The sequence below is a fragment of the Micromonospora sp. NPDC005553 genome, from assembly GCF_042871765.1.
In the GTDB taxonomy this organism is placed as follows: domain Bacteria; phylum Actinomycetota; class Actinomycetes; order Mycobacteriales; family Micromonosporaceae; genus Micromonospora.
Genome location: NZ_JBIAJD010000003.1, coordinates 751764 through 772657, shown reverse-complemented (window position 1 = coordinate 772657; position 20894 = coordinate 751764). Strand labels below are relative to the sequence as shown.

General features: G+C 73.0%; 16 protein-coding genes. 4 read left to right on the top strand and 12 right to left on the bottom strand.

The window, feature by feature from the left end; genetic code table 11:
• Nucleotide 1 precedes the first annotated feature (1 nt).
• Nucleotides 2-457 carry an RrF2 family transcriptional regulator gene (locus ACFYPG_RS16170; protein ID WP_387352531.1) on the top strand — a complete coding sequence of 152 codons (456 nt, stop codon included), beginning with the start codon at nt 2-4 and terminating at the stop codon, nt 455-457.
• 271 nt (nt 458-728) lie between these two features.
• On the opposite strand, the gene ACFYPG_RS16165 is transcribed toward ACFYPG_RS16170, so the two are convergent.
• The 7 genes from ACFYPG_RS16165 to ACFYPG_RS16135 form a co-directional block, all read right to left on the bottom strand.
• Nucleotides 729-929, bottom strand: a complete 201-nt coding sequence (locus ACFYPG_RS16165; RefSeq protein WP_387352530.1) for a hypothetical protein — start codon at nt 927-929, stop codon at nt 729-731.
• A gap of 245 nt (nt 930-1174) precedes the next feature.
• A complete protein-coding gene (locus ACFYPG_RS16160) occupies nt 1175-2488 on the bottom strand; it encodes a DEAD/DEAH box helicase (protein WP_387352528.1) in 1314 nt (437 codons plus the stop codon).
• Between the two features lie 223 nt (nt 2489-2711).
• On the bottom strand, nt 2712-2915 hold the full coding sequence (locus ACFYPG_RS16155; protein WP_007464836.1) for a cold-shock protein: 204 nt from the start codon (nt 2913-2915) through the stop codon (nt 2712-2714).
• A 226-nt stretch (nt 2916-3141) separates the two neighbouring features.
• Entirely contained in the window at nt 3142-6642 is a 3501-nt protein-coding gene (locus ACFYPG_RS16150; protein ID WP_387352526.1) for an ATP-dependent helicase, read from the bottom strand.
• A gap of 79 nt (nt 6643-6721) precedes the next feature.
• Nucleotides 6722-10276: an ATP-dependent helicase gene (locus tag ACFYPG_RS16145; RefSeq protein ID WP_387352524.1), complete on the bottom strand. Its 3555-nt coding sequence runs from the start codon at nt 10274-10276 to the stop codon at nt 6722-6724.
• Between the two features lie 209 nt (nt 10277-10485).
• Nucleotides 10486-11031 (bottom strand): TIGR00730 family Rossman fold protein, encoded by a 546-nt coding sequence (locus tag ACFYPG_RS16140; protein ID WP_355008201.1) that lies wholly within the window; start codon nt 11029-11031, stop codon nt 10486-10488.
• A complete protein-coding gene (locus ACFYPG_RS16135; protein WP_355008202.1) occupies nt 11031-11885 on the bottom strand; it encodes a TIGR00730 family Rossman fold protein in 855 nt (284 codons plus the stop codon). Before ACFYPG_RS16135 ends, ACFYPG_RS16140 begins: the two co-directional genes overlap by 1 nt.
• Nucleotides 11886-12039: 154 nt before the next feature.
• Between ACFYPG_RS16135 and ACFYPG_RS16130 the strand changes: the two genes are divergently transcribed.
• The gene (locus tag ACFYPG_RS16130; RefSeq protein ID WP_355008203.1) at nt 12040-12207 is read left to right on the top strand and encodes a hypothetical protein; all 168 of its coding nucleotides are present in this window, start codon (nt 12040-12042) and stop codon (nt 12205-12207) included.
• Nucleotides 12208-12274: 67 nt separating this feature from the next.
• Here the strand turns inward: ACFYPG_RS16130 and dapE are convergent, their stop codons facing one another.
• Nucleotides 12275-13348 (bottom strand): succinyl-diaminopimelate desuccinylase, encoded by a 1074-nt coding sequence (dapE, locus tag ACFYPG_RS16125; RefSeq protein WP_355008204.1) that lies wholly within the window; start codon nt 13346-13348, stop codon nt 12275-12277.
• 78 nt (nt 13349-13426) lie between these two features.
• On the opposite strand from dapE, the gene dapD reads away from it, so the two are divergent.
• On the top strand, nt 13427-14386 hold the full coding sequence (gene dapD, locus ACFYPG_RS16120; RefSeq protein ID WP_387352521.1) for a 2,3,4,5-tetrahydropyridine-2,6-dicarboxylate N-succinyltransferase: 960 nt from the start codon (nt 13427-13429) through the stop codon (nt 14384-14386).
• Between the two features lie 51 nt (nt 14387-14437).
• Here the strand turns inward: dapD and ACFYPG_RS16115 are convergent, their stop codons facing one another.
• Nucleotides 14438-17857, bottom strand: a complete 3420-nt coding sequence (locus tag ACFYPG_RS16115) for a S8 family serine peptidase (RefSeq protein WP_387352519.1) — start codon at nt 17855-17857, stop codon at nt 14438-14440.
• Nucleotides 17858-17932: 75 nt separating this feature from the next.
• Here ACFYPG_RS16115 and ACFYPG_RS16110 point away from each other — a divergent pair, with 75 nt between their 5' ends.
• Nucleotides 17933-18490, top strand: coding sequence for a sugar O-acetyltransferase (locus ACFYPG_RS16110; protein WP_387352517.1), 558 nt, complete (start codon nt 17933-17935; stop codon nt 18488-18490).
• A 65-nt stretch (nt 18491-18555) separates the two neighbouring features.
• Here ACFYPG_RS16110 and ACFYPG_RS16105 read toward each other — a convergent pair whose 3' ends face one another.
• The 3 genes from ACFYPG_RS16105 to ACFYPG_RS16095 are packed head-to-tail and all read right to left on the bottom strand — an operon-like array spanning nt 18556 to nt 20892.
• On the bottom strand, nt 18556-19203 hold the full coding sequence (locus tag ACFYPG_RS16105; RefSeq protein WP_387352515.1) for a nucleoside/nucleotide kinase family protein: 648 nt from the start codon (nt 19201-19203) through the stop codon (nt 18556-18558).
• A complete protein-coding gene (locus ACFYPG_RS16100; protein ID WP_355008209.1) occupies nt 19203-19853 on the bottom strand; it encodes an SIMPL domain-containing protein in 651 nt (216 codons plus the stop codon). Before ACFYPG_RS16100 ends, ACFYPG_RS16105 begins: the two co-directional genes overlap by 1 nt.
• Before the next feature lie 10 nt (nt 19854-19863).
• Nucleotides 19864-20892 (bottom strand): prephenate dehydrogenase, encoded by a 1029-nt coding sequence (locus tag ACFYPG_RS16095; protein WP_387352513.1) that lies wholly within the window; start codon nt 20890-20892, stop codon nt 19864-19866.
• Between the last annotated feature and the right edge of the window lie 2 nt (nt 20893-20894).

The window sequence follows — 20894 nt, the reverse complement described above, 5'->3', positions numbered from 1 at the left end:
CGTGTTCGTCTCCGCGCGCAGCGACTACGCGCTCCGGGCGATGCTCGCCGTCGCCGCCGCCGGTGGTGGCGGCGACGGCGACCGGGTCGGCGAGTTGGCGAAGGCGGCCAGCCTGGCCGAGGTGCAGGACATCCCGCTCAGCTTCCTGCAGGGCATCCTGCTCGATCTGCGCCGGGCCGGTCTGCTGCACAGCCATCGCGGTGCCGACGGCGGGTACGCGCTGACCCGCCCGCCCGACGAGATCACCGTCGGAGACGTGCTGCGTGCGGTCGGCGGGTCGCTCACCACGGTGCGCGGTCTGCCGGCCGAGCGGGCCGGCTATCACGGAGTGGCCGCCGGGCTCACCGACGTCTGGCTGGCGGTGCACGGGGCGATCGCCACTGTGGTCGACAGCACCACCCTGGCCGACCTGCTCACCCACGCCCCCGTCAGCCCCATCCCCACACCCCCCGCCTGACCCCACCCCACCCGGCCTCGCCCGGCCTCGCCTCGCCTCGCCTCGCCTCGCCTCGCCTCGCCTCGCGATCTTGCACTTTCTGTCGTGACGTAGGGGGCGTAACGGCCCATACCGGCAACAGAAACTGCAAGATCGGCGCGGTGGGTGTGGGGTGTGGGGTGTGGGGTGTGGGGCGATGTGGTCGGGTCGGTGCCCCGCCGACCCGACCACATCTCGATACCGATCCTCACCGGGCCTGCCCCTCCGCCGGCACCGGTAGGCCGGTTGCTGCTCAGCCCACGTGTGCGGTCGACGGGCCGAGGCCCGGGTCGCCAGGACTGCGCAGCTCCACCAGAACGGCGGGAGCGTTACCCGCCGGGGTGGCATGCCAGGGCGCGAAGGCCGCAACCATGGCGAGCAACAATCCGGCGAGCGCGACGGCGACCACCAGGATCAGTTCACGCAGCGCACCCGAGCCGGCTTCGCCCGCCATGGTCACCCCTCCCGAGCCGGGCCCCCCGCCCGACTTCCCCCCGTCGGTCAGCCTTGACCACGACCGACCGGGGCGCAGTCGGCCAGCCGACCCGGGAAAGGCTGATTACCGACTCAGCCGAGGGGCCACCCGGCGCGGCCGGCTGACCGGTCGGGCCGCGCCGACAGCCAACCGGCCGGGGTCACCGCACAGAAAAAACCGACCCACCCCGCCGAAGCGGGACGGGTCGGTCGACGCGCAGAGGATCAGACGGTACGGGGGCGACGCGGCCGACGGGACCGGCCCGACGCGCGGTGCGCCGGACGGGCGCCACCGTCGGTGGCCGAGCCGCCGGAGGTACGGGGCCGAGAGGCGGGTGCCGGCGGAGCGACGATGGTCACCGGCACACCGGACGGCTCGCGGGCACCGGTCACCCGGGCCAGCGATCCGTCACCCGCGCGCACCTGGACCGACTCGGGCCGGATACCGGCGGTGGCCATCAGGCGGGACACGTCCCGGCGCTGCTCCGGCAGGACCAGGGTGACCACGGAACCCGACTCGCCGGCCCGGGCGGTACGGCCGCCGCGGTGCAGGTAGTCCTTCGCCTCGGTCGGCGGGTCCACGTTGACCACCATGTCCAGGCCGTCCACGTGGATGCCCCGGGCTGCCACGTCGGTGGCGACCAGGGCGGTCACCTGACCGTTGCGGAACTGCTCCAGGATCCGGGTGCGCTGCGGCTGGGACTTGCCGCCGTGCAGCGCCGCCGCGCGTACGCCCTTGGAGAGCAGCTGGCGGGCCAGCCGGTCGGCGCGGTGCTTGGTGCCCATGAACAGGATGGTGCGGCCCTCACGGGCGGCGATCCGGGTCAGCGCGTCGGGCTTGTCCAGCGCGTCGACGTGCAGCACATGGTGGGTCATCGCGGTGACGGTGGCGGTGCCCGGGTCGACCGAGTGGGTGACCGGGTTGCTCAGGAAGCGGCGGACCAGCCGGTCCACGCCACCGTCCAGGGTGGCGGAGAAGAGCATCCGCTGCCCCTGCGGCGCGACCTGCTCCAGCAGCTTGGTGACCTGCGGGAGGAAGCCCATGTCGGCCATCTGGTCGGCCTCGTCCAGCACGGTGATCTCGACCTGGTCGAGCCGGGCGTCGCCGCGGTTGATCAGGTCGTGCAGCCGGCCGGGGGTGGCGACGACCACCTCGGCGCCGGCGCGCAGAGCGTCGGCCTGCCGCTGCAACGACAGCCCGCCGACGACGGTGGTGCAGCGCAGCCCGACGGCGCGGGCGTACGGGGCCAGCGCGGTGGTGACCTGCTGGGCCAGTTCGCGGGTCGGCACCAGCACCAGGGCGAGCGGGCGACCGGGCCGGGCCTTACGGCCGGCGGTGCGGGACAGCAGCGGAAGCCCGAAGGCGAGGGTCTTGCCGGAGCCGGTACGACCCCGGCCCAGCACGTCCCGGCCGGCGAGCGAGTCGGGCAGCGTCGCCGTCTGGATCGGGAACGGCTCGTTGATGCCCTGCGCGGTCAACGCGGTGAGCAGCGCCGGTGCCAGCCCGGTAAGAGCGAACGAAGGAATAACTGTGGTCATGCGAAAGCCTTCCTCGACGCGGAACGTGTCGAGGGAGGGCGCCGAAGTCGGCGCTGTCAACCGGCGGCGCAAGGCAGCCAGGACTCACAAGCACGAACCGATTGGAGTACGGGCCGGCCCGCCGCCGGGCCGCCGCCTGCTTGCGCAGGCGACAGCGGGGCGGGCCGGTCCCGTCACCGTCACACCCGGAGGGCGGGACAGGTAATGCTGACCGATCCGAAGATCAGAGCGGGCGGATGTTCTCCGCCTGCGGGCCCTTCTGGCCCTGGGTCACCTCGAACTCGACCCGCTGGTTCTCGTCCAGGCTCCGGTAGCCGGAGGACTGGATCGCCGAGAAGTGGGCGAAGACGTCAGCGCCGCCGCCGTCGGGGGTGATGAAGCCGAAGCCCTTGTCAGCGTTGAACCACTTCACGGTGCCAATAGCCATGTGTTTCGTCTCCTTGACGGAACGTCGGACACGCACTTGTTGCGTGCCCGAAGAGGAGCGCTCCGCGCGGGGATGCGCGAATCGCCTGTCGCTTCTGGTCGCCCCGCCCGGAGAACTCCGGACACAACAAAGAGCGCCTGGGGCCACAATCCCGCCAGGCGCACACAGAGTCTCTGGTAACCAAAACTGCAACCCGGATAAGCTACCACGGTTTTCCCCGCAGTGGTCAATGTTGGCCAGAATCTTCGGGCAACTGGGCGATCAAAGCCGTGAGGCCCGTCACATCCAGCAGGTCGGCGGGCCGGACGGTGACCCCGTGGCGGACGTAGTGGAACGCCGCGCCCACCCGCTCGACCGGCACGCCGGCCAACTCCGCCCAGGCCAGCCGGTACACCGCCAGCTGCACGGCGGCCACGTCGGCTGCCGGCCCGGTGGGCTGCGCACCGGTCTTCCAGTCGACCACGTCGAACCGGCCACCCGGCCGGGCGAAGACCGCGTCCATCCGGCCCCGCACCACCACTGAAGCGATCACCGTGGCGAAGGGCACCTCGACCTCCACCGGTGACCGGTCGGCCCACTCGCTGGCCAGGAACCGCTCCTGAAGCTCGACCAGCGCCTCGTCGGGTGCGGCATCGGCGTCGGCCGCGCCGGGCAGCTCGTCCAGGTCCAACAGGCGGTCGGCGCCGAAGCGCTGCTCCAACCAGGCGTGGAAGGCGGTGCCTCGACGGGCGTACGGGTTGGGTTCGGACGGCACCGGGCGACGCAGCGTACGCGCCAGCGCCGCCGGATCACGCCGCAGCGCTACCAGCTGGGTGACGCTCAGCGCCCCGGGCAGCGCCACCTCGACCGCACCGGAGAGCCGCGTCAGCTCGGCGCGCTCCGCCAACAGCAGGTCCGCCTCGCGCTGCCAGCGCGCCACCTCCGGATCCACCTCCGGCTCGACCTGCTCGACCTGCTCGACCTGCTCGCCTGACTCGACCGTCGAGCCGATCGGCGTGACCGGCCCGGCGAGCACCGGCCCGGCCGGCACAGGAAGCACCGGCCCGACCGGCACAGGGAGCACCGGCCCGACCGGCCCGGGGAGCGCCGCCGCCGGGCCGTCGGCCATCAGGCGACGCACCAGCCCGGCCGCCTCGGCCAACGCCGGCCGGCGACCGCCCAGCGGGTCGGCCGGCCACTCCGCGCGGAGCACGACCTCGGCCGTGGGGTTCGTCGCGTCCGGGGTCGGCTCGGGCGCCCACGCGTCGATCAGGTGCCCCGGCCCGCCGTCGAGGCAGGCGTCGTACACCTCACGAAGGAAGACCGACGGACCTCGCGGTCGCTTCGTGCCCTCTCCCCACCAGTAACCGGAGCAGAGCAGCAGCCGGCGCGGCCGGGTGACCGCCACGTACGTCAGCCGGCGTTCCTCCCGCTCGTCGTGGGCACGCCACGCGTCGGTGAAGTCGGTCACCGCCCGCGCCACGGCCCGCTGGTCGCCCGCCTCGTCGAGCGCCAACTCGGGCAACCCGTCGGCGTCGCCGCGCAGCGGGAACGGCAGCACGCCCAGCCCACCCAACCAGTGGTCGGAGTTGCGGACCGGCCCCGGCCACAGCCCACGACTGAGCCCGGCCACCGCCACGACGTCCCACTCCAGGCCCTTGGCGGCGTGCGCGGTGACCACCTGCACCGCGCCCTCCACCACCTCGACCTCGCCCGGCGCCAGACCGCGCTCCTCGTCCTCGGCGGCGGCCAGGTAGGACAGGAACCCGGACAGGGTCGCGCCGGGCGTCTCCCCGCTGAACCGGGCCGCCACGTCGCCGAGCGCGTCCAGATGCCCCCGGGCCAGGCCCGCGTCGCCGGCGCCGTCCCGGCCGGCCCGCACCGCGACCTCCACGTCCAGGCCGATGGTCCGCTCGATGTCCGCGATGAGGTCCGGCAGCGCCTGGTCCAGCCGGTAGCGCAGCAGCGCCAACTCCCGGCCGTACGCGCGCAGCCGCGCGAAACCCTCGGCCGAGTACGCCTGCGCCGGCCCGAGGTCGGCCAACGCCTCCACCAGGGTCGCCTCGTCCAACAGGTCGGGGCTGATCTCCGAGGCCTCGTCGGCGGCCACCTGTCGCCGGGCGTTCGCGATGGCCCGGGCTCGCCGGTGCAACGCCACCAGGTCACGTGGCCCGATCCGCCAACGGGCGCCGGTGAGCAACCGCAGCAGCGCGGCGCCATCGGTCGGGTCGGCCAGGACCCGCAGCGTGCAGACCACGTCACGTACCTCGGGGGTGTCCAGCAGGCCACCCAGCCCCACCACCTCGACAGGTAGGCCCCGCTCACGCAGCGCCGATTCGATCGCCGGAATCTGGCTGCGCACCCGGACCAGCACGGCCGTCGTCGGACGGCGCTCCACCGGGATGTGTTCAGGGGCGGCGCCCGGCATCCCGGCCGCGCCACGCCAGGCGGCGAGCACGCTGTCGGCGATCCAGGCGGCCTCGTCGGCGTACGTGGGCAGCATCGCGCAGTGCACGGTGCCGCCGGCTGCGCCGCCCGGGCTGCGGTGCGGGATCGGGTCCCGGACGGTCAACGCGGAACGCAGCTCCGGCACCCGGGCACCCGCCGCCCGCAGCGGGGTGGAGAGCGCGTTCGCCACTCGGAGGATCTCCGGGCGGTTGCGCCAACTCGTGGTGAGGCCCAGCGCCGGGGCCGGCTCACCGTTGGCGCGGGCGAACTCGGTGGGGAACCGGTCCAGGGTGCCCGCGCTGGCCCCCCGCCAGCCGTAGATCGACTGGCACGGGTCGCCCACCGCGGTCACCGGGTGCCCGCCACCGAACAGCGCGTTGAGCAACACCACCTGTGCGTGGCTGGTGTCCTGGTACTCGTCGAGCAGCACCACCCGGAAGCGGTCCCGCTCGATCACGCCGACCCCCGGGTGGTCCCGGGCCACCCGGGCCGCCCGGGCGAGCTGGTCGGCGAAGTCCATCGCCTCGAAGTCCTCCTTGCGCCGGGCGTACGCCCGCACCAGCGGCAACAGGCGCAACCGGGTCTGCTGGAGGGTGAGCGCCTTACGCACGTCGGCGTACACCCGACCCGGCCGGGACTGCACCTCGGCGAAGAACCGACCGGTCCAGGCCGCCAGGTCGTCCGGCGCGACCAGATGCTCGTCCAACTCCCCGGCCAGCGCCAGCACCGCGTCGGTGATGGTGCTCGGCATCCGGTCCACAGCGGACATGTCGCCGTCGTAGTTGCGCACCAGCAGGTCGACCAACTGCCAGCGGGACGCCTCGGTGAGCAGCCGGGTGGACGGCTCGTAGCCGGCCCGCAGCCCGTGCTCGGTGACGATCCGCCCCGCGTACGAGTGGTAGGTGGAGACGGTGGGTTCACCCGCGAGCGGGTCGTCCAGCGGGTCCCGCCCCTGCCTGCCGAGTCGGCGGATCAGCTGGTCGAGCCGGGTTCGTACCCGATGGGCCAGCTCGCCGGCCGCCTTGCGGGTGAAGGTCAGCCCGAGGATCTGCTCCGGCCGCACGTACGAGTTGGCCACCAGCCAGACCACCCGGGCGGCCATCGTCTCGGTCTTGCCCGACCCGGCGCCCGCGACCACCAGCAGCGGTTCCACCGGGGCGGCGATGATCGCGGCCTGCTCCCGGGTGGGCGCCGGCAACCGCAGCAGCTTGGCCAGCTCCACCGGTGTGTACCGGGGGCCGGAGTCCGCGAGTCGGGGCGTCGGCGCGGGACCCGCGCCGAACAGGGTGGGCTGACTCACCGTGCCGTCTCAGTTCCCAACACCGGCGCACTCCTCGCCCTCACGGGTGCCGTCCCAGGTCGCGACTGGGTTCGCACGCTCACTCCTCGCCCTCGCCTGCGCGTCGGACGGTGGGCGGCTCGACGACCTGGCGGCCCTGCCCGGAGACCGGGCAGCTGGTGCGCACTGGGCAGACCCGGCACTTCGAGTTGGCCACCGCGGCGAACGTGGCGGCTGCCATCGTATCGGCGGTCCGTCGCACCAGCGCTGTCGCCCAACCGGCAGCCGGCCCCTCGCTGGCGGCCGGCTGATTCTGCTCCCTGGCGTCCTTGGCGGAGGTCCCGAGCTGCACCAGCGCGGCGCCCCCGGACTCGTCACCGAACTCGGCGAACGCCCCTGCCTCCACCGCCGCCTGGTAGGCGCCGAGCTGCGGGTGCTCGGCAAGGTCGGTGCCGGTGACAGCTGTGGACTTACCGGTCTTCAGGTCGATCACCACGAGCCGCCCGGCCTCGTCGACCTCCAGCCGGTCGACCCGACCGGTCAGGTCGACCGGCCGGTTCGGGTCGTCCAGGCGGACGGCGAACTCGTGCTCGATGGCGAGCAACCGGCGCGGATTGGTGGCCAGCCAGCGCAGCAGCTTGTCGACCATCGCCTCGGCGCGTTCCCGCTCCGGCCCGGCCATCCACCGGGCCGCCAGCTCGATCGCGTCGAACCGGGCGGCCACGTAGTCGAGCAGCGCGCCACGGTCGGCGCTGGCGTCCTCGGCGAGCATCGCGGCGGCGTGCACCAGGTTGCCCACCCCCTGCGCGGTGCTGGTCGGGCCGCTACCGCCGTGCCGTTCCAGCAGCCAGCGCAGGCTGCACCGCAGCGCACTCTCCATGGCCGACGGGGTGACCCGCACCGGGTCGCCGTCGTCGACGAGCGGCCGGTCGTCGGAGAGAACCCGCAACCCCCACCAGTCGTCGGGGTGCGCGCCGGGCACCCCGGCGGCGGCGAGACGGGCCAGCTCGGCCGCCGCGGCGCGCCGCCGGGCCGCCGGGGCGGCCGGGTCGGTGATGGCGGTACGGAGTTCCGCGACCAACGCCGGCAGGGTGAGCGCCCGGGGTGGACGGGTCACCGGCAGCGCCCCGGGGCGGTCCGGCTCCTCGTCGCCGGTCTCGCCCGCCGCAGCGCCCCCATTGCCGCCGGACGACGGCTCGGTGCGGGGACCGGGCGGGGTCGGTGGGGCCGGAGGCGGCGCGCTCGGCGGGGTGGGCGGGGTCGGTGGCGTGGTCGGCGGGGTCGGTGGCGGGATGCTCGGGCCCAGCTCGTGCAGGAACCGGCTGGGTTGCTCCTCGTGGTCGTCCCCGCCGACGGCGGCCGACGCCACGGCGCTGACCAGCAGCCGGTGGCGGGCCCGACTGATGGCGACGTGGAAGAGCCGACGCTCCTCGTCCAGCAGAGCCGAGGTCTGACCCACCACGTTCGCCGCGGTCGCCCCGTCGACCGACCGGCCGGCCAGCACGTCGACCAGTCGCTCGGAGCCGAGCAGGCTGCCGCGCAACCGCAGGTCCGGCCAGATGCCCTCCTGCACACCGGCCACCGCGACCAGGTCCCATTCCAGGCCCTTCGCGGCGTGCGCCGTCAGCAGGCGTACCGCCGCTCCCCGGTCGGCGGTCGGGGCGATGGTGTCGGCCGGCAGGTCCTGGGCGAGCACGTGGTCGAGGAAGACCTCGGTGCGGGCACCGGGCAGCCGGTCGGTGAACCGGGCCGCCGCGTCGAAGAGGACCAGCACGGCGTCCAGGTCGCGGTCGGCAGCCTCGGCCCGCCGACGCCGGGCCAGGTCGCCCTCACCGGCCTCCGGACGCCCCTGGTTGATCGCGCCGGCCCACCGCTCGGCGAGGCCACTGGCGTGCCAGACGGCCCAGAGCACCTCCTCGGCGGTCGCGCCCGGCCGGGCAGCGACCTCGCGCGCGATGGCCAGCAGCCCGGCCACCGCCTGCGCCGGCTCCGCCCAGTGTCGCTCGATGCCGGCCAACTCCTCCGGATCCTGCAGTGCCTCGACGATCAGCTCCCCGGAGGGACGGCGGTCACCGCCGGCCAACGCGAGCGCGCGAAGGCCCTGCCGCAGCCGCCGTTCGGCCAGCGGGTCGGCCCCGCCGAGCGACGAGTGCAGCAGCGCGACCGCCGCCTCCTCGTCGAGTCTTTCCGGCTCCAGCGCGCAGCGCAGCAGGAGCAGCAGCGGTGCGACCGCCGGTTGCAGGTGCAGGGGCAGATCCTCACCGTGCACCACTGTGGGTACGCCGGCAGCGTGCAGCGCCCGTCGCAGGGTGGGCAGCTGCAACGCGGTGGACCGCACCAGCACCGCCATCCGTGACCACGGCACGCCGTCGAGCAGGTGTGCCGAGCGCAGCGCGTGGGCCAGCCAGGCGGCCTCGCTGGTCGCCGAGCGGAAGGTGTGCACCTCGACCACGCCGGGCGGCGCGTCCGGCAGGGGGTGCAGCCGGCGGTGCGCGGCCGGGCCCCGCAGCCGGCGACCCAGCCGGGCGATCGCCGTGAGCAGACCCGGCCCGGCCCGGTACGACGTGGTCAGCAGCACCTGCGCGGCCGGCGCACCGGATGCCGTCCGGAACCGGTGCGGGAACGTCGCCACCCCGGCCGGGTCGGCGCCCCGGAACGCGTACGTGGAGGAATCCGGGTCGGCGAACGCGACGAGCGACTTGCCACCGCCGGCGATGACCGAGAGCAGCTCCAGTTGGGCGGGGTCGGTGTCGGCCAGCTCGTCGAGGTAGACGTACGCGAGCCGACGACGCTCGGCGGCCAGCAACTCCTCGTCGTCGCGCAGTAGCCCGGTGGCCGCCCGGACCAGCTCCGCTGGGTCGTACGCGATGGAGCCCCGGTTGCTGACGTCGCGCAACGCGAGCACGGCGACGTACTCCCGCAGGAAGCGGGCGGCGGCCGGCCAGTCGGCGCGGCCGAGCTTCTCACCCAGCCGGGCCAGGTGGATCGGGCCCACACCGCGTTCGGCGGCGCGCATGAGCAGGTCGCGCAGTTGGCCGGCGAACGCCCGGGTGCGCAGGGCGGGGCGCAGGTCGGTGGGCCAGCCGACCGGGTCGTCCTCGGGCTCCTCGCCCACCACGTCCAGCAGCTCACGGATGATCAGATCCTGTTCGGGGCCGGTGAGCAGCCGGGGCAACGGTTCGCCCCGCTCGGCGGCGGCGCGGCGGAGCAACCCGAAGGCGTACGCCGGGAAGGTGCGCACCAACGGCTCGCGCAGCACCCGGTGGCCGTCCTGGGCGATCCGAGCCTCGATGCGTTGTCGCAGTGCGGTGGCGCCTCGGCGGCCGAAGGTCAGCACCAGGATCCGTTCGGGGTCGGCCCCCTCGGCCACCCGGGCGGCGACCGCCTCGACCAGCGTGCTGGTCTTGCCGGTGCCCGGGCCGCCGAGCACGAGCATCGGCCCGTCGGTGTGCCCGACCACCTCGGCCTGCACCGGATCGGCCCGCCAGCCGCCGCCGACGGCCAGCTCGGCCCCGGCCACGCGATCGGGCCCACCCGACGTGCCGACACCGCCCACTGACGTGCCGTCGCTGGCGAGCACGGAAGCGCTGTCAGGCGTCGCCCCGTCCCCCCGCGCCGGCCCTCCGGGCCGCCGCACCAACCGGTACGCCTGCATCAGCTCATCCCATCAGACCCATACGACAACCAACCCGACCCCTACCCCCACACCCCACCCCACCCCCATCTACCCCTGTCGATCATGAAGTTAGCGGCGCGACACGCCGACGGACACGCCGCTAACTTCATGATCACCGGGGGTGGGCCGAGGGCCGGGCGGGCCGAGGGCGGGCGGGGGTGGGGGGTGGGGGGTGGGGGGTGGGGTGGTCAGGTCAGGTGGGATTCCAGGACGTCGAGGGCCTCGGTGACGGTGGTGGTGACCGTCAGGAGGTCGCGACCGGCGGGCTTGAGGAAGGTCTGGTCGGCCAGCGCGTCGAGCCAGTCCAGCAGGGGGCGGTAGAACCCGTCGGTGTCGATCAGCACCATCGGCTTGGTGTGCTGGGCGAGGGTGGCGGTGGTCCAGACCTCGAACAACTCGTCCAGGGTGCCCAGCCCGCCGGGCAGGGTGAGGAAGGCGTCCGACTTGTCGATCATCAGGGTCTTGCGGCTGGCCATCGAGTCGGTCACCAGCAGCTCGTCCGAGGCCAGGTCGGCGACCTCCAGGTCGACCAGCGACTGCGGGATCACGCCGACGGTGCGCCCGCCGGCCGATCGGGCGCCGTCCGCCAGCGCGCCCATCATGCCGACGCAGCCACCACCGCTGACCAGCGTGTGCCCGCGCCGGGCCAGCTCCGCGCCGGTCTCGGCGGCCAGGTCCAACCAGCGCTGATCGAGGGTACGAGAGGAGGCGCAGAAGACGCAGATCGCCGCCATCAGTCGTGGTCCCGAGCCTGTTCGGCTGCCGCCTGCTGGTCTGCGCCGGCGCGGGCGACGGCCTCCTCGCGGACCGCCTCCTGCTCGGCGGAGAGAGCGGCCTCCGACGCGACGATGTACCGGACCGCCTCGTTGACGTCGTCGGTGAGGCAGATCAGGTCCAGGTCCACCGGCCCGATCTTGCCGGTGGCGGCCATCGTGTCGCGCAGCCAGTCCAGCAGGCCCTGCCAGTAGGCGACGCCCATGAGCACCACCGGGAACCGGGTGACCTTGCCGGTCTGCACCAGGGTGAGCGCCTCGAACAACTCGTCCATCGTGCCGAACCCGCCGGGCAGTACGACGAACGCCTGGGCGTACTTGACGAACATCGTCTTGCGGGCGAAGAAGTAGCGGAAGTCGATGGCCAGGTCGACCCAGTCGTTGATGCCCTGCTCGAACGGAAGCTCGATGCCGAGCCCCACGGAGAGCCCATTGGCCTCGCTGGCGCCCCGGTTGGCGGCCTCCATCACGCCGGGCCCACCTCCGGTGATCACCGCGTAGCCGGCTCGGGCCAGCGCACCGCCCAACTGCTCGGCCAACTGGCACTCGGCGCTGTCCGGCGCGCTGCGCGCCGAGCCGAAGACGCTGACCGCTGACGGCACGTCGGCGAGGGTGTCGAAACCCTCGACGAACTCGGCGAGGATGCGCAGCGCGCGCCAGGCGTCCTTGGTCTTCCAGTCGCCGCGCCCCCGTGAATCAAGCAGTCGCTGGTCGGCGGTGCTGCTCGGGATCGCCCCTCTACGCAGGGTGACCGCACCGCGATGCCGCTCCTGTCCGGGACCGCGACCGGCCTCCCGCCCGTTGCTCTGGCTCATGGGGCAACCGTAGTGGAGCAGCACCGCCCGGGTGCGCGGGGCGGGGACGCCGAGAAATTGTTCGGGATCATGGGCAACTATTCGGCGCTCCCGTACGTCTTACTATTCACATACCGGGTATGCCCCGGCGCGCGCCTTCGGGGGAGGAGACAGCGTGATCAGTAACAGCGAGATGATCCGGATTCGTCGCCAGATGCAGCGACGGATCCGAGACGTGGTGGCCGAACGCCGCCGCACCCGCCAGCAGAACCCGATCCCCATCTCCCCCACCCCGTCCGGAGCCGATCAAGAGGTTTGCGTCGCCGACAACGGGCCAGGCTGACGCAAACCTCTTGATCACCGGGCGCTCCGGCGGGACCGGGGCAGGATCGGGGCAGGGGCAGGGCGGGTCAGGCTGGGGCTAGCCAGCGGTGCAGGGTTGCCGCGCCATCGCGGATCTTGCTGATCTCGACGTGCTCGTCGGGGTGGTGGGCGAGGTTCGGGTCGCCCGGGCCGAAGTTCAGCGCGGGAATGCCCATCGCCGCGAACCGGGCCACGTCGGTCCAGCCCAGCTTGCCGATCGGCGCGGCGCCGACCGCCGCCAGGAACTCCTTCGCGGGGGCCGCGTCGAGCCCGGGCGCGGCACCGGCAGCAGTGTCGGTGACTTTCAGCTCGAAGCCGGCGAACACCTCACGCAGGTGCGCCTCCGCCTCGGCCGGGGTGCGGTCCGGGGCGAACCGGTAGTTGACCTCGACCTCACACAGGTCGGGGACCACGTTGCCGGCCACCCCACCGTTGATCCGCACCGCGTTCATGCCCTCGCGGTAGTCGCAGCCGTCGATGGTGACCCGGCGCGCCTCGTACGTCTGGAGGCGTCGCAGCACCTCGCCGGCGGCGTGGATGGCGTTGACCCCGTGCCAGGAGCGCGCCGAGTGGGCGCGTACGCCGGTCGTGGTGACCACCGAGCGCATGGTGCCCTGGCAGCCCGCCTCGACGATGCCGTACGTCGGCTCCAGCAGCACGGCGAAGTCCGCCTGCAACCACTCCGGGAATGCCTGGGCGACGAGGTTGAGCCCGTTGTACTTGGACTCGATCTCCTCGGCCTCGTAGAAGAAGTACGTCACGTCGTAGCGCGGCTCGGGCAGCGTCACCGCCAGGTGCAGCGCGTACGCGGTGCCGGACTTCATGTCGGAGGTGCCGCAGCCGTACATCAGGTCGCCGCGCATCGTCGACGGGAAGTTGTTGTTCAACGGCACCGTGTCGAGGTGCCCGGCCAGCACGACACGCTGCGACCGACCGAGGTCGGTACGGGCCATCACCGTGTTGCCGTGCCGGTGGGTGGTCAGGTGCGGTACGGCCCGCAGCACCTCTTCGACACAGTCGGCGATGGCCTTCTCGTTGAGGGACACGGACTCTATGTCGACCAGAGCGCGGGTCAGCTGCACCGGATCGGCGAGGACCTCGGGGGTCAGCGGGTTCTCCATGGTTCGCACGGTACCTTCAGGTCTGTCAGCGCGAGGAGCGAGCCGAGGTCAGCCCGGCCGTGACCGAGAGGTGTAACAGTGACGTCCGCAGATTCCGCCTGGGGCATCGGCCTGGCTACGGTCACCGCAGACGAGCAGGTGCTCGACACCTGGTACCCGACCGGCAAGCTGGGCCTGGGCGAGCTGCCGCTGGTCGCCGGCGAGGACAAGGCGGACGTGCTCGACCTGCCGCCGGCCGCGCTCGGTGACCGGCCCCTGCCTGGCCTGCGTACCGTGCAGGTCGTGACCTTGATCGGCTCGTTGGACGACCCGATCAAGGACGCCTCCGACGCGTACCTCCGGTTGCACCTGCTCTCGCACCGCCTGGTGCGACCCAACCAGCTCAACCTGGACGGCATCTTCGGCAAGCTGGCCAACGTGGCCTGGACGTCCGCCGGGCCGTGCCCCCCGGAGCGGGTGGACGAGCTGCGGGTGATCGAGCGGGCTGCCGGCCGGCACCTGGCGGTGTACGGGGTCGACAAGTTCCCGCGGATGACCGATTACGTGGTGCCCTCCGGTGTGCGGATCGCCGACGCCGACCGGGTCCGTCTCGGCGCGCACCTGGCCGCCGGCACCACGGTGATGCACGAGGGCTTCGTGAACTTCAACGCCGGCACCGTCGGCACCTCGATGGTCGAGGGGCGGATCGTGCAGGGCGTGCTGGTCGGCGACGGTTCCGACATCGGTGGCGGGGCCTCCATCATGGGCACCCTCTCCGGCGGCGGCACCGACAAGATCAGCATCGGTGAGCGCAGCCTGGTCGGTGCGAACGCCGGCGTCGGGATCTCGCTCGGCGACGACTGCGTGGTCGAGGCCGGCTGCTACATCACCGCCGCGTCGAAGATCACGCTCCCTGACGGCCGGTTGGTCAAGGCTCGGGAGCTGTCCGGCGTCGACGGCCTGCTGTTCTGGCGCAACTCGGTCACCGGTGGGCTGGAGGCCCGGCCGCGCACCGGGCGGGGCATCGAGCTGAACGCGGCCCTGCACGCCAACGACTGACGGCCCCGCCGGGTCCGCGGCGCTCGGCCGCGGACCCGGACGGGGTACGCCTCAGCGCAACCGGTACGCCTGGATGATCCGTTGGGTCACCGTGTTGCCGGCGGTGTCCCGGGCGGTGGCCCGCAGCGACACGTGGCCGGCGCCGGCCGGATGCCGCAACAGGGCCGACCAGCCGTCGGTCGAGGTGCGGACCAGCTTCGCCCTGCTCCAGGTCTTCCCGCCGTCGTAGGAGACGTCGACGGTGAGCTTCTCCACCCGGCTGGCCGCTGCGCCAGGCTGCCGCTGCACCCGTACCGGTACGACGAAGCCCTGACCGGCCGGAGCACTGTTGTCGACCCGCAACGGCGGCGCGAAGCGCACCGCCGACAGGGGCAGCCGGGCCGGCGTCTCACCGGCGACGTGCCTCGACCGGAAGGTCCAGCTGGATTCCACATCGGTGCTCAGGTCGGTGAAGCTCCGCTTCGCCGACGTGACGAGCCGGTAGTCCGCAGCACCCGGTGGCACTGTGAACTCCCCGTAGCCGGCGTACTCGCTCTCCCCGACCAGCTTGCCGTTGCGCCAGAGCTTGGTGTGCTCGCTGTCGGTCAGCGAGGCGCCGGGGTGCCCGGCCGCGTCGCTGTACATCGGCACGTCGGCCAGGATGGTGTCGCCGACCCGGGAGACGCTCTGGTGCGGCCAGCGCGGTTTCGGGAAGGACGGTGAGTACGGCGCCTGGTTCCAGATCTCCTGGACCGTCCGGCCGGCCCGGTAGGCGGTGGGGACGGAGAAGAGCGCCGCGTTCGGGTTCAACCAGCCTTCCTCGTCCACCGTTCCGATGTAGATTTCGGATTCCCACTTCACGTTCCTGGTGTTGTAGTACTCGACCCGCTGGCCGGGCACGACGGTGGGCAGGACCACAGCGGAATAGCCGACGTTGTACTCCAGCTCGGGGAACACGAGCCGCTCGGCCACCGTGCCCGGGTGGCCACCGCGGAACTTGTGCACGACGGTGGCCAGGTCCCGCCGGGTGTAGTCGCGGACGAACCCGGTGGGCATCCGGCCAGGGATCGCCTCGGCCAACGCGTACAGGTACGGGCTCTTGTCCGCCTCCGGCGTGGTCCAGTTGCTGCTGACGGTTGCGACGAACTTGTCGGCGCTGACCGGCTTGCCGATCTGACCGCTGGTCAGGCCGGTGAACGTCTCCGCCCAGAGCCCGACCCCGTACCCACTGCCGTCGTCGGCGGTGAAGTTGCCGCTGAGGTCGATCAGTTGCGGGACGGCGGTCCGGTCCGGAACGGTCGTCCGCACCGGCCTGGCCCGGCGAGCGTCCACGACGATCCGAGTGTCCTGATCGACAGTCAGTTCGGGCTGCGCCAACAGGGACATCCCGCGCTGCTCATCTTCCGGCCCAGGCTCGAAGACGAGGCCGGTCAGGCCGTAGTGGCCCTTGGGCACCCGCACGGTGGCCACCCCGTCGGAACTGACGACGTCCCAGAAGCCGAAGGTGTCCAATCCCACCAGTGACGTCCAGTGGTCCGCGGTACGCGCGCCGGCACGGTTCAGGTGCTCCACTGTGAGCGTGTAGCTCTCCACCTCCCGGTTCACGGCCAGCGGAGTGACAGCTACCGCAGCACCGGAACGGGCCACGATCCGCCCGGTCCAGTAACCGTCGGCGTCGCCGACCCGGGTGTCAGTGGTGACGGTCGTGGCGGCCGTGCCACCTGCCGGCACTGTGAGTTGGTCGGCGCCCAACTGGAAGAGGCCGACCGGCAGCGCCCGACCGCCGGGGCCGGCGCCCTCGATGCTCAGGTCCACGGTGACCGGGGCCGGACCGTCGTTGCGCCAGGTCACCGTGCGGGTGATCGGAACGTCGTCAGTGTGCGGCCAGAGCGTGCGCCCGAACGAGACGCTCACCGGGTCGGTGGTGAGCTGCTGGGTGATGGCGTGTGCGACATCGACCCGCCCGGCACCCTGCTGGTAGGCGGTCTGGTCCGGGTGCGGCTTGGCGGCTGCCATCAGGGTGGCCTTGAGCCGGTCAGCGCGCCATCCGGGGTGCTGCTGGGCCAGCAGCGCGGCCGACCCGGCCACGTGCGGGGTGGCCATCGAGGTGCCGGAGAGCGTGACGTAGCGGTCCCCCACCGGATCACCGATGACGCCGTTGGCGGACCGGGCGGCGACGATGTCGACGCCGGGCGCGGTGATGTCCGGCTTCAGCGCGTCGTCGCCGACTCGCGGACCCCGGCTGGAAAAGTCGGCCAGTTCGTCGTCGCGGTCCACCGCGCCCACTGCGAGCCCGGCGTCGGCGCTGGCCGGGGAGCCGACCGAGCCGTCCGAGCCGTCGTTGCCCGCGGCGAGAACGAAGAGCGTGCCGGTCTGCGCGGTCAGGGTCTGCACCGCCTCCTCCAGCGGGTCGACCTCCGGGGTGTCCCAGCCGCCGAGGCTCATGTTGATCACTGCGGCCTTCTTCTCGACAGCGGCCCACTGCATGCCGGCGAGGATCGCCGAGTCGGGGCAGCCGTTGTCCTCGCAGACCTTGCCGTCCAACAGCGTCGCGTCCGGTGCCACGCCCCGGTACTTGCCGTCGGAGGCCGCGCCGGAGCCCGCGATCGTCGAGGCCACGTGGGTGCCGTGGCCGACAGTGTCGCGAGCGTCGGTGGCCTCCGTGAAGTTGCGCGCCTCGGCCACCTTGCCGGCCAGGTCCGGGTGGGTCGCGTCGACGCCGGTGTCCAGCACCGCGACTGACACTCCGGCGCCGGTGAACCCGGCCGCCCAGGCGGCGGGCGCGCCGATCTGCGGCACGCTGTGGTCGAGGCTTACCTGTCGACGCCCGTCCAGCCAGATCCGCTCGACGCCCCCCGCCGCGTCGAGCCGGGCCCCAGCGGGACCGGTGGCGAGAGTCGCCCACACCGCGCCGAGGGACGACTTGTCGCTGTTCAGGGCGGCACCGCGGATCACCGGCAGGTCGCGGGTCAGCCGCGTGCCGGGCAGGGCGGCCGGGGCACGCCGGGCGGTCCCCGTCGAGCCGTACGACACCAGCAGCGGCAGGGTGCTGCGCCTGGTGTCGTCGTAACCCGCCTCGACCAGCCCGGTGATGTCGAAGAGTCGCCGGTCCACCCGGCCGGAGCGCAGCAACGGCAGCGCGTCCGTCGGCGTCACGGTGAGGCGTCCGCGCTCGCGCTGGACCAGGAACTGCACGTCCTCGCGGCCGGCGCCGCGCCGGACCGAGGCACCGGACGCGGTGACTGTGACCCGGTCACCGGTGATCAGCGTGACGGTGGTCGAGCGGTTGGCGATGGGTCCACCCGGAGTGGACTGTTTGTCGGTGCCGCCCGGTGGGGCGGGCGCGGCGGCAGTGGCTGAGGCGGGAGCCGGCGCGGAGAGCGCCAGCGCGAACACGAGGCCGAGAGCGGCCAATCTTCTTCCCTGGTGCAACGGATCCTCCTGGTCAAGCGTCTTGATGGATGGAGTCACATTGACAACCCAGAATTGCATACCGAGTATGTAAAAAGAAGGCCAGAAAGTGACGGACCCGCCACGAGCCGACGAACCGGCCGGCATGATCGGGCGGTGACCTCCATGAAGGACAGGATGCTCGTCGGCGAGCCATACATCGCCGACGATCCCGAAATCATCGCGGATCTGGACCGGGCCGCCCGGCTGATGGAGCGCTTCAACACCACTCCCGCGGCCGATCCGCAGGCCCGGATCGCGGCTCTGCGTGAACTCCTCGGCGAACTCGGCGAGGACACCTGGATCCGCCCACCGTTCTACTGCGACTACGGCTGGCAGATCCGGATCGGCCCCCGCAGCTTCGTCAACTACCAGTGCGTCTTCCTCGACGTCGCACCGATCACCATCGGCGCCGACGTCCAGATCGGACCGAACGTCCAACTGCTCACCCCGACGCATCCGGTCGAGCCCGGTCCGCGACGGGACAAGTGGGAGGCGGCCAAGCCGATCACCATCGGCGACAACGTGTGGCTCGGCGGTGGCGCGATCGTGCTGGCCGGCGTGACGATCGGCGCGAACACCGTCGTCGGCGCGGGCGCGGTGGTCACCCGGGACCTACCGGCCAACGTGGTCGCGGTCGGCAACCCGGCCCGGCCGGTCCGCGAACTGGACTGACTGCGGCGGCCCTCGACGGCCGGTCAAGCCGAGTCCGGCCCGGACGCTCAGGCCGCGCCGACGGGTCAGGCCGCCGGGGGCTCCGACAGGCGGACCACCAGATCGGCCCGGTCGGCGGTGGGGGTGATGAGGGCCGCGTTCGACTCGTCGCTGCCCAACGCCCAGGCCCGCGCCTGCTCCGGTGATCGACCGTACGCCTCGTGCCGGGCCGTCAACCGGCGCTGGCGCAGCTCGGCGTCCAGGTCCAGGAACCACGCCTCGTGCAGCAGCGGCCGGATCTCCTGCCACGGGTCGTCCGGCAGCAGCAGGTAGTTGCCCTCGGTCACCACCAGCCGCACCGACGGCGGCACCTCGATCGCCCCGGCCACCGGTTCCTCCAGCTCACGCCGGAACTCCGGCGCATGGACCGAGGTCGGCTCCAGGCGGCGTAACCGGCGCAGCATCGAGACGTAGCCATTGGCGTCGAAGGTGTCCACCGCGCCCTTACGGTCGGCGCGGCCCAGCCGGTCCAGCTGCGACTGGGCCAGGTGGAAGCCGTCCATCGGCACCAGGCGGGCGGTCGGCCCGACCTCGCGCACGATCAACTCGGCCAGCGTGGACTTCCCCGCGCCGGGCGCCCCGGCGATGCCGAGCAGTTGCCGTGGGCCGGCCTCAGCCAGCAACAACGCCCGTCCCACCAGCTCGTCGACGGACAGCACCTCGGCCGGTGGCATCAGTCGAGGACCGGATCGCTGATGGTGAACCGCGCCTGCACCGCCGCCTGCACTGTCTGCGGCTGCGGGTCCAGCTCGAGCTCCGGCGGGCCGCCACCCGCGCCGCCACCCCCGGCGAACGCCGCACGGGCGAACATCGGCCGGTCCGCCGGGCCGGTGTCGGCCAGCTCGATCAGAGCGGTGACCCGGGCGCCGAGCGCCTCCGCGTACTCCCGGGCCCGCAGCAGTGCGTCGCGGATCGCGGCGTGTCGCGCCTCGCGGTGCGCGGGGCTGTCCGGACGAAGCTCCCACCACGGACCGCTCACCGAGACCTGGTCCTGGTCGGCCAGCCGGAGCATCAGCTCACCGAGGGCGGTGAAGTCGGTGACCGTGACCGTCGTGGTGACGCTGCCGAGCCATCCCACCACACGCTCGCCCGAGCGCTTGGTCTGCGGCCGGACCCACAGATCGCCGGTCTCCCGCCGGGCCACCGCCGGCTCGGAACCGTCCAACAGCACCCGGACGGCAGCGGCCCGCTCGGCGAGCTGAGTCAACGTCGCCTCCCGATCCCGATCACGGGCCGTCACCGTGACCGCGAACCGGGCCAGCTCGGGTGGCACCTCCCGGGTCACCTCGCCGCGCACCTGCACCACCGGGCCGTCCATCGCCATGCCTGTCAGCCTAGTCAGCCACGGGGAGCCACGCGGTGTAGGAAACCGTCCCGGAGTCGACCTGACACCCGGTCAGGTGCCCGCCGACCTCGCCCAACCCGCGCAGCCAGGTCACCTCGACGTCGTGGTCGCCGTCGACAGCGAACTCCCGGGTCTGACCGGCCAACCGCCGACCCGACAGCGCCGACCGGGCCGCTCTCGCCTCGGCGTACCGGGCGATGAGCGCGGGCGCGTCGTCGGCCCGCAGGGCGGCGGCCAGCCCGTCCAGGAAGGCGCGGACCTCGTCCAACTCGTGCAGGACCCGGTCGCGGTTGCCGAGCAGCATGTTCGCGGTCCGCTCCGCCGGTGTGCCGGCGACCCGCGTGCCGTCGGAGAAACTGCCAGCCGCCAGCGTCAGCACCGCGTCGCGCAGCGGCGCCCGCTGCGTCGCCCCGGCCAGCGCGCCGGCCAGCAGGTGCGGCACGTGCGAGGCGAGCGCGGCCGCCGAGTCGTGCGCCGACGCGGACATCGGCACGACCCGGGCTCCGAACAGCTCCACCAGCAGCCCGGTCAGCCAGCGGAAGGCGTCGGTCGCGGTGCCCGGCGCCGGGCAGAGCACCCAGGCGGCACCCGCCAGCAGGGTCGGCGAGGCGGCGGTCAGACCGGCGGACTCCGCACCGGCCATGGGGTGCCCGGGGACGAACCGGTCGGTGAGCCCGAGTCGGTCGGCCGCCTCGGCCACCTCGACCTTGGTGCTACCGACGTCGGTGAGCACGCAGCCGGGCGCGGTCAGCTCGGCCACCAGGGCCAGGGTGCCCGCAAGAGTGGGCAGCGGGCCGCAGAGGAACACCACGTCCCGCCCGGCCACGGCCTGCTCGATCGTGGCCGGGGCGACCACTCCCCGGTCCTGGGCCCGCTCCCGGGTCGACGGGTCGGGATCCCATCCGACGACGTCCAGGCCGGCCTCGGCCAGGCGTAACAGCGCCGAACCGCCGATCAGGCCAGTACCGATCACCGCTGCTCGCACCCCGGCGTACCGCCCGGTCGTGCCGTCGGTCATCG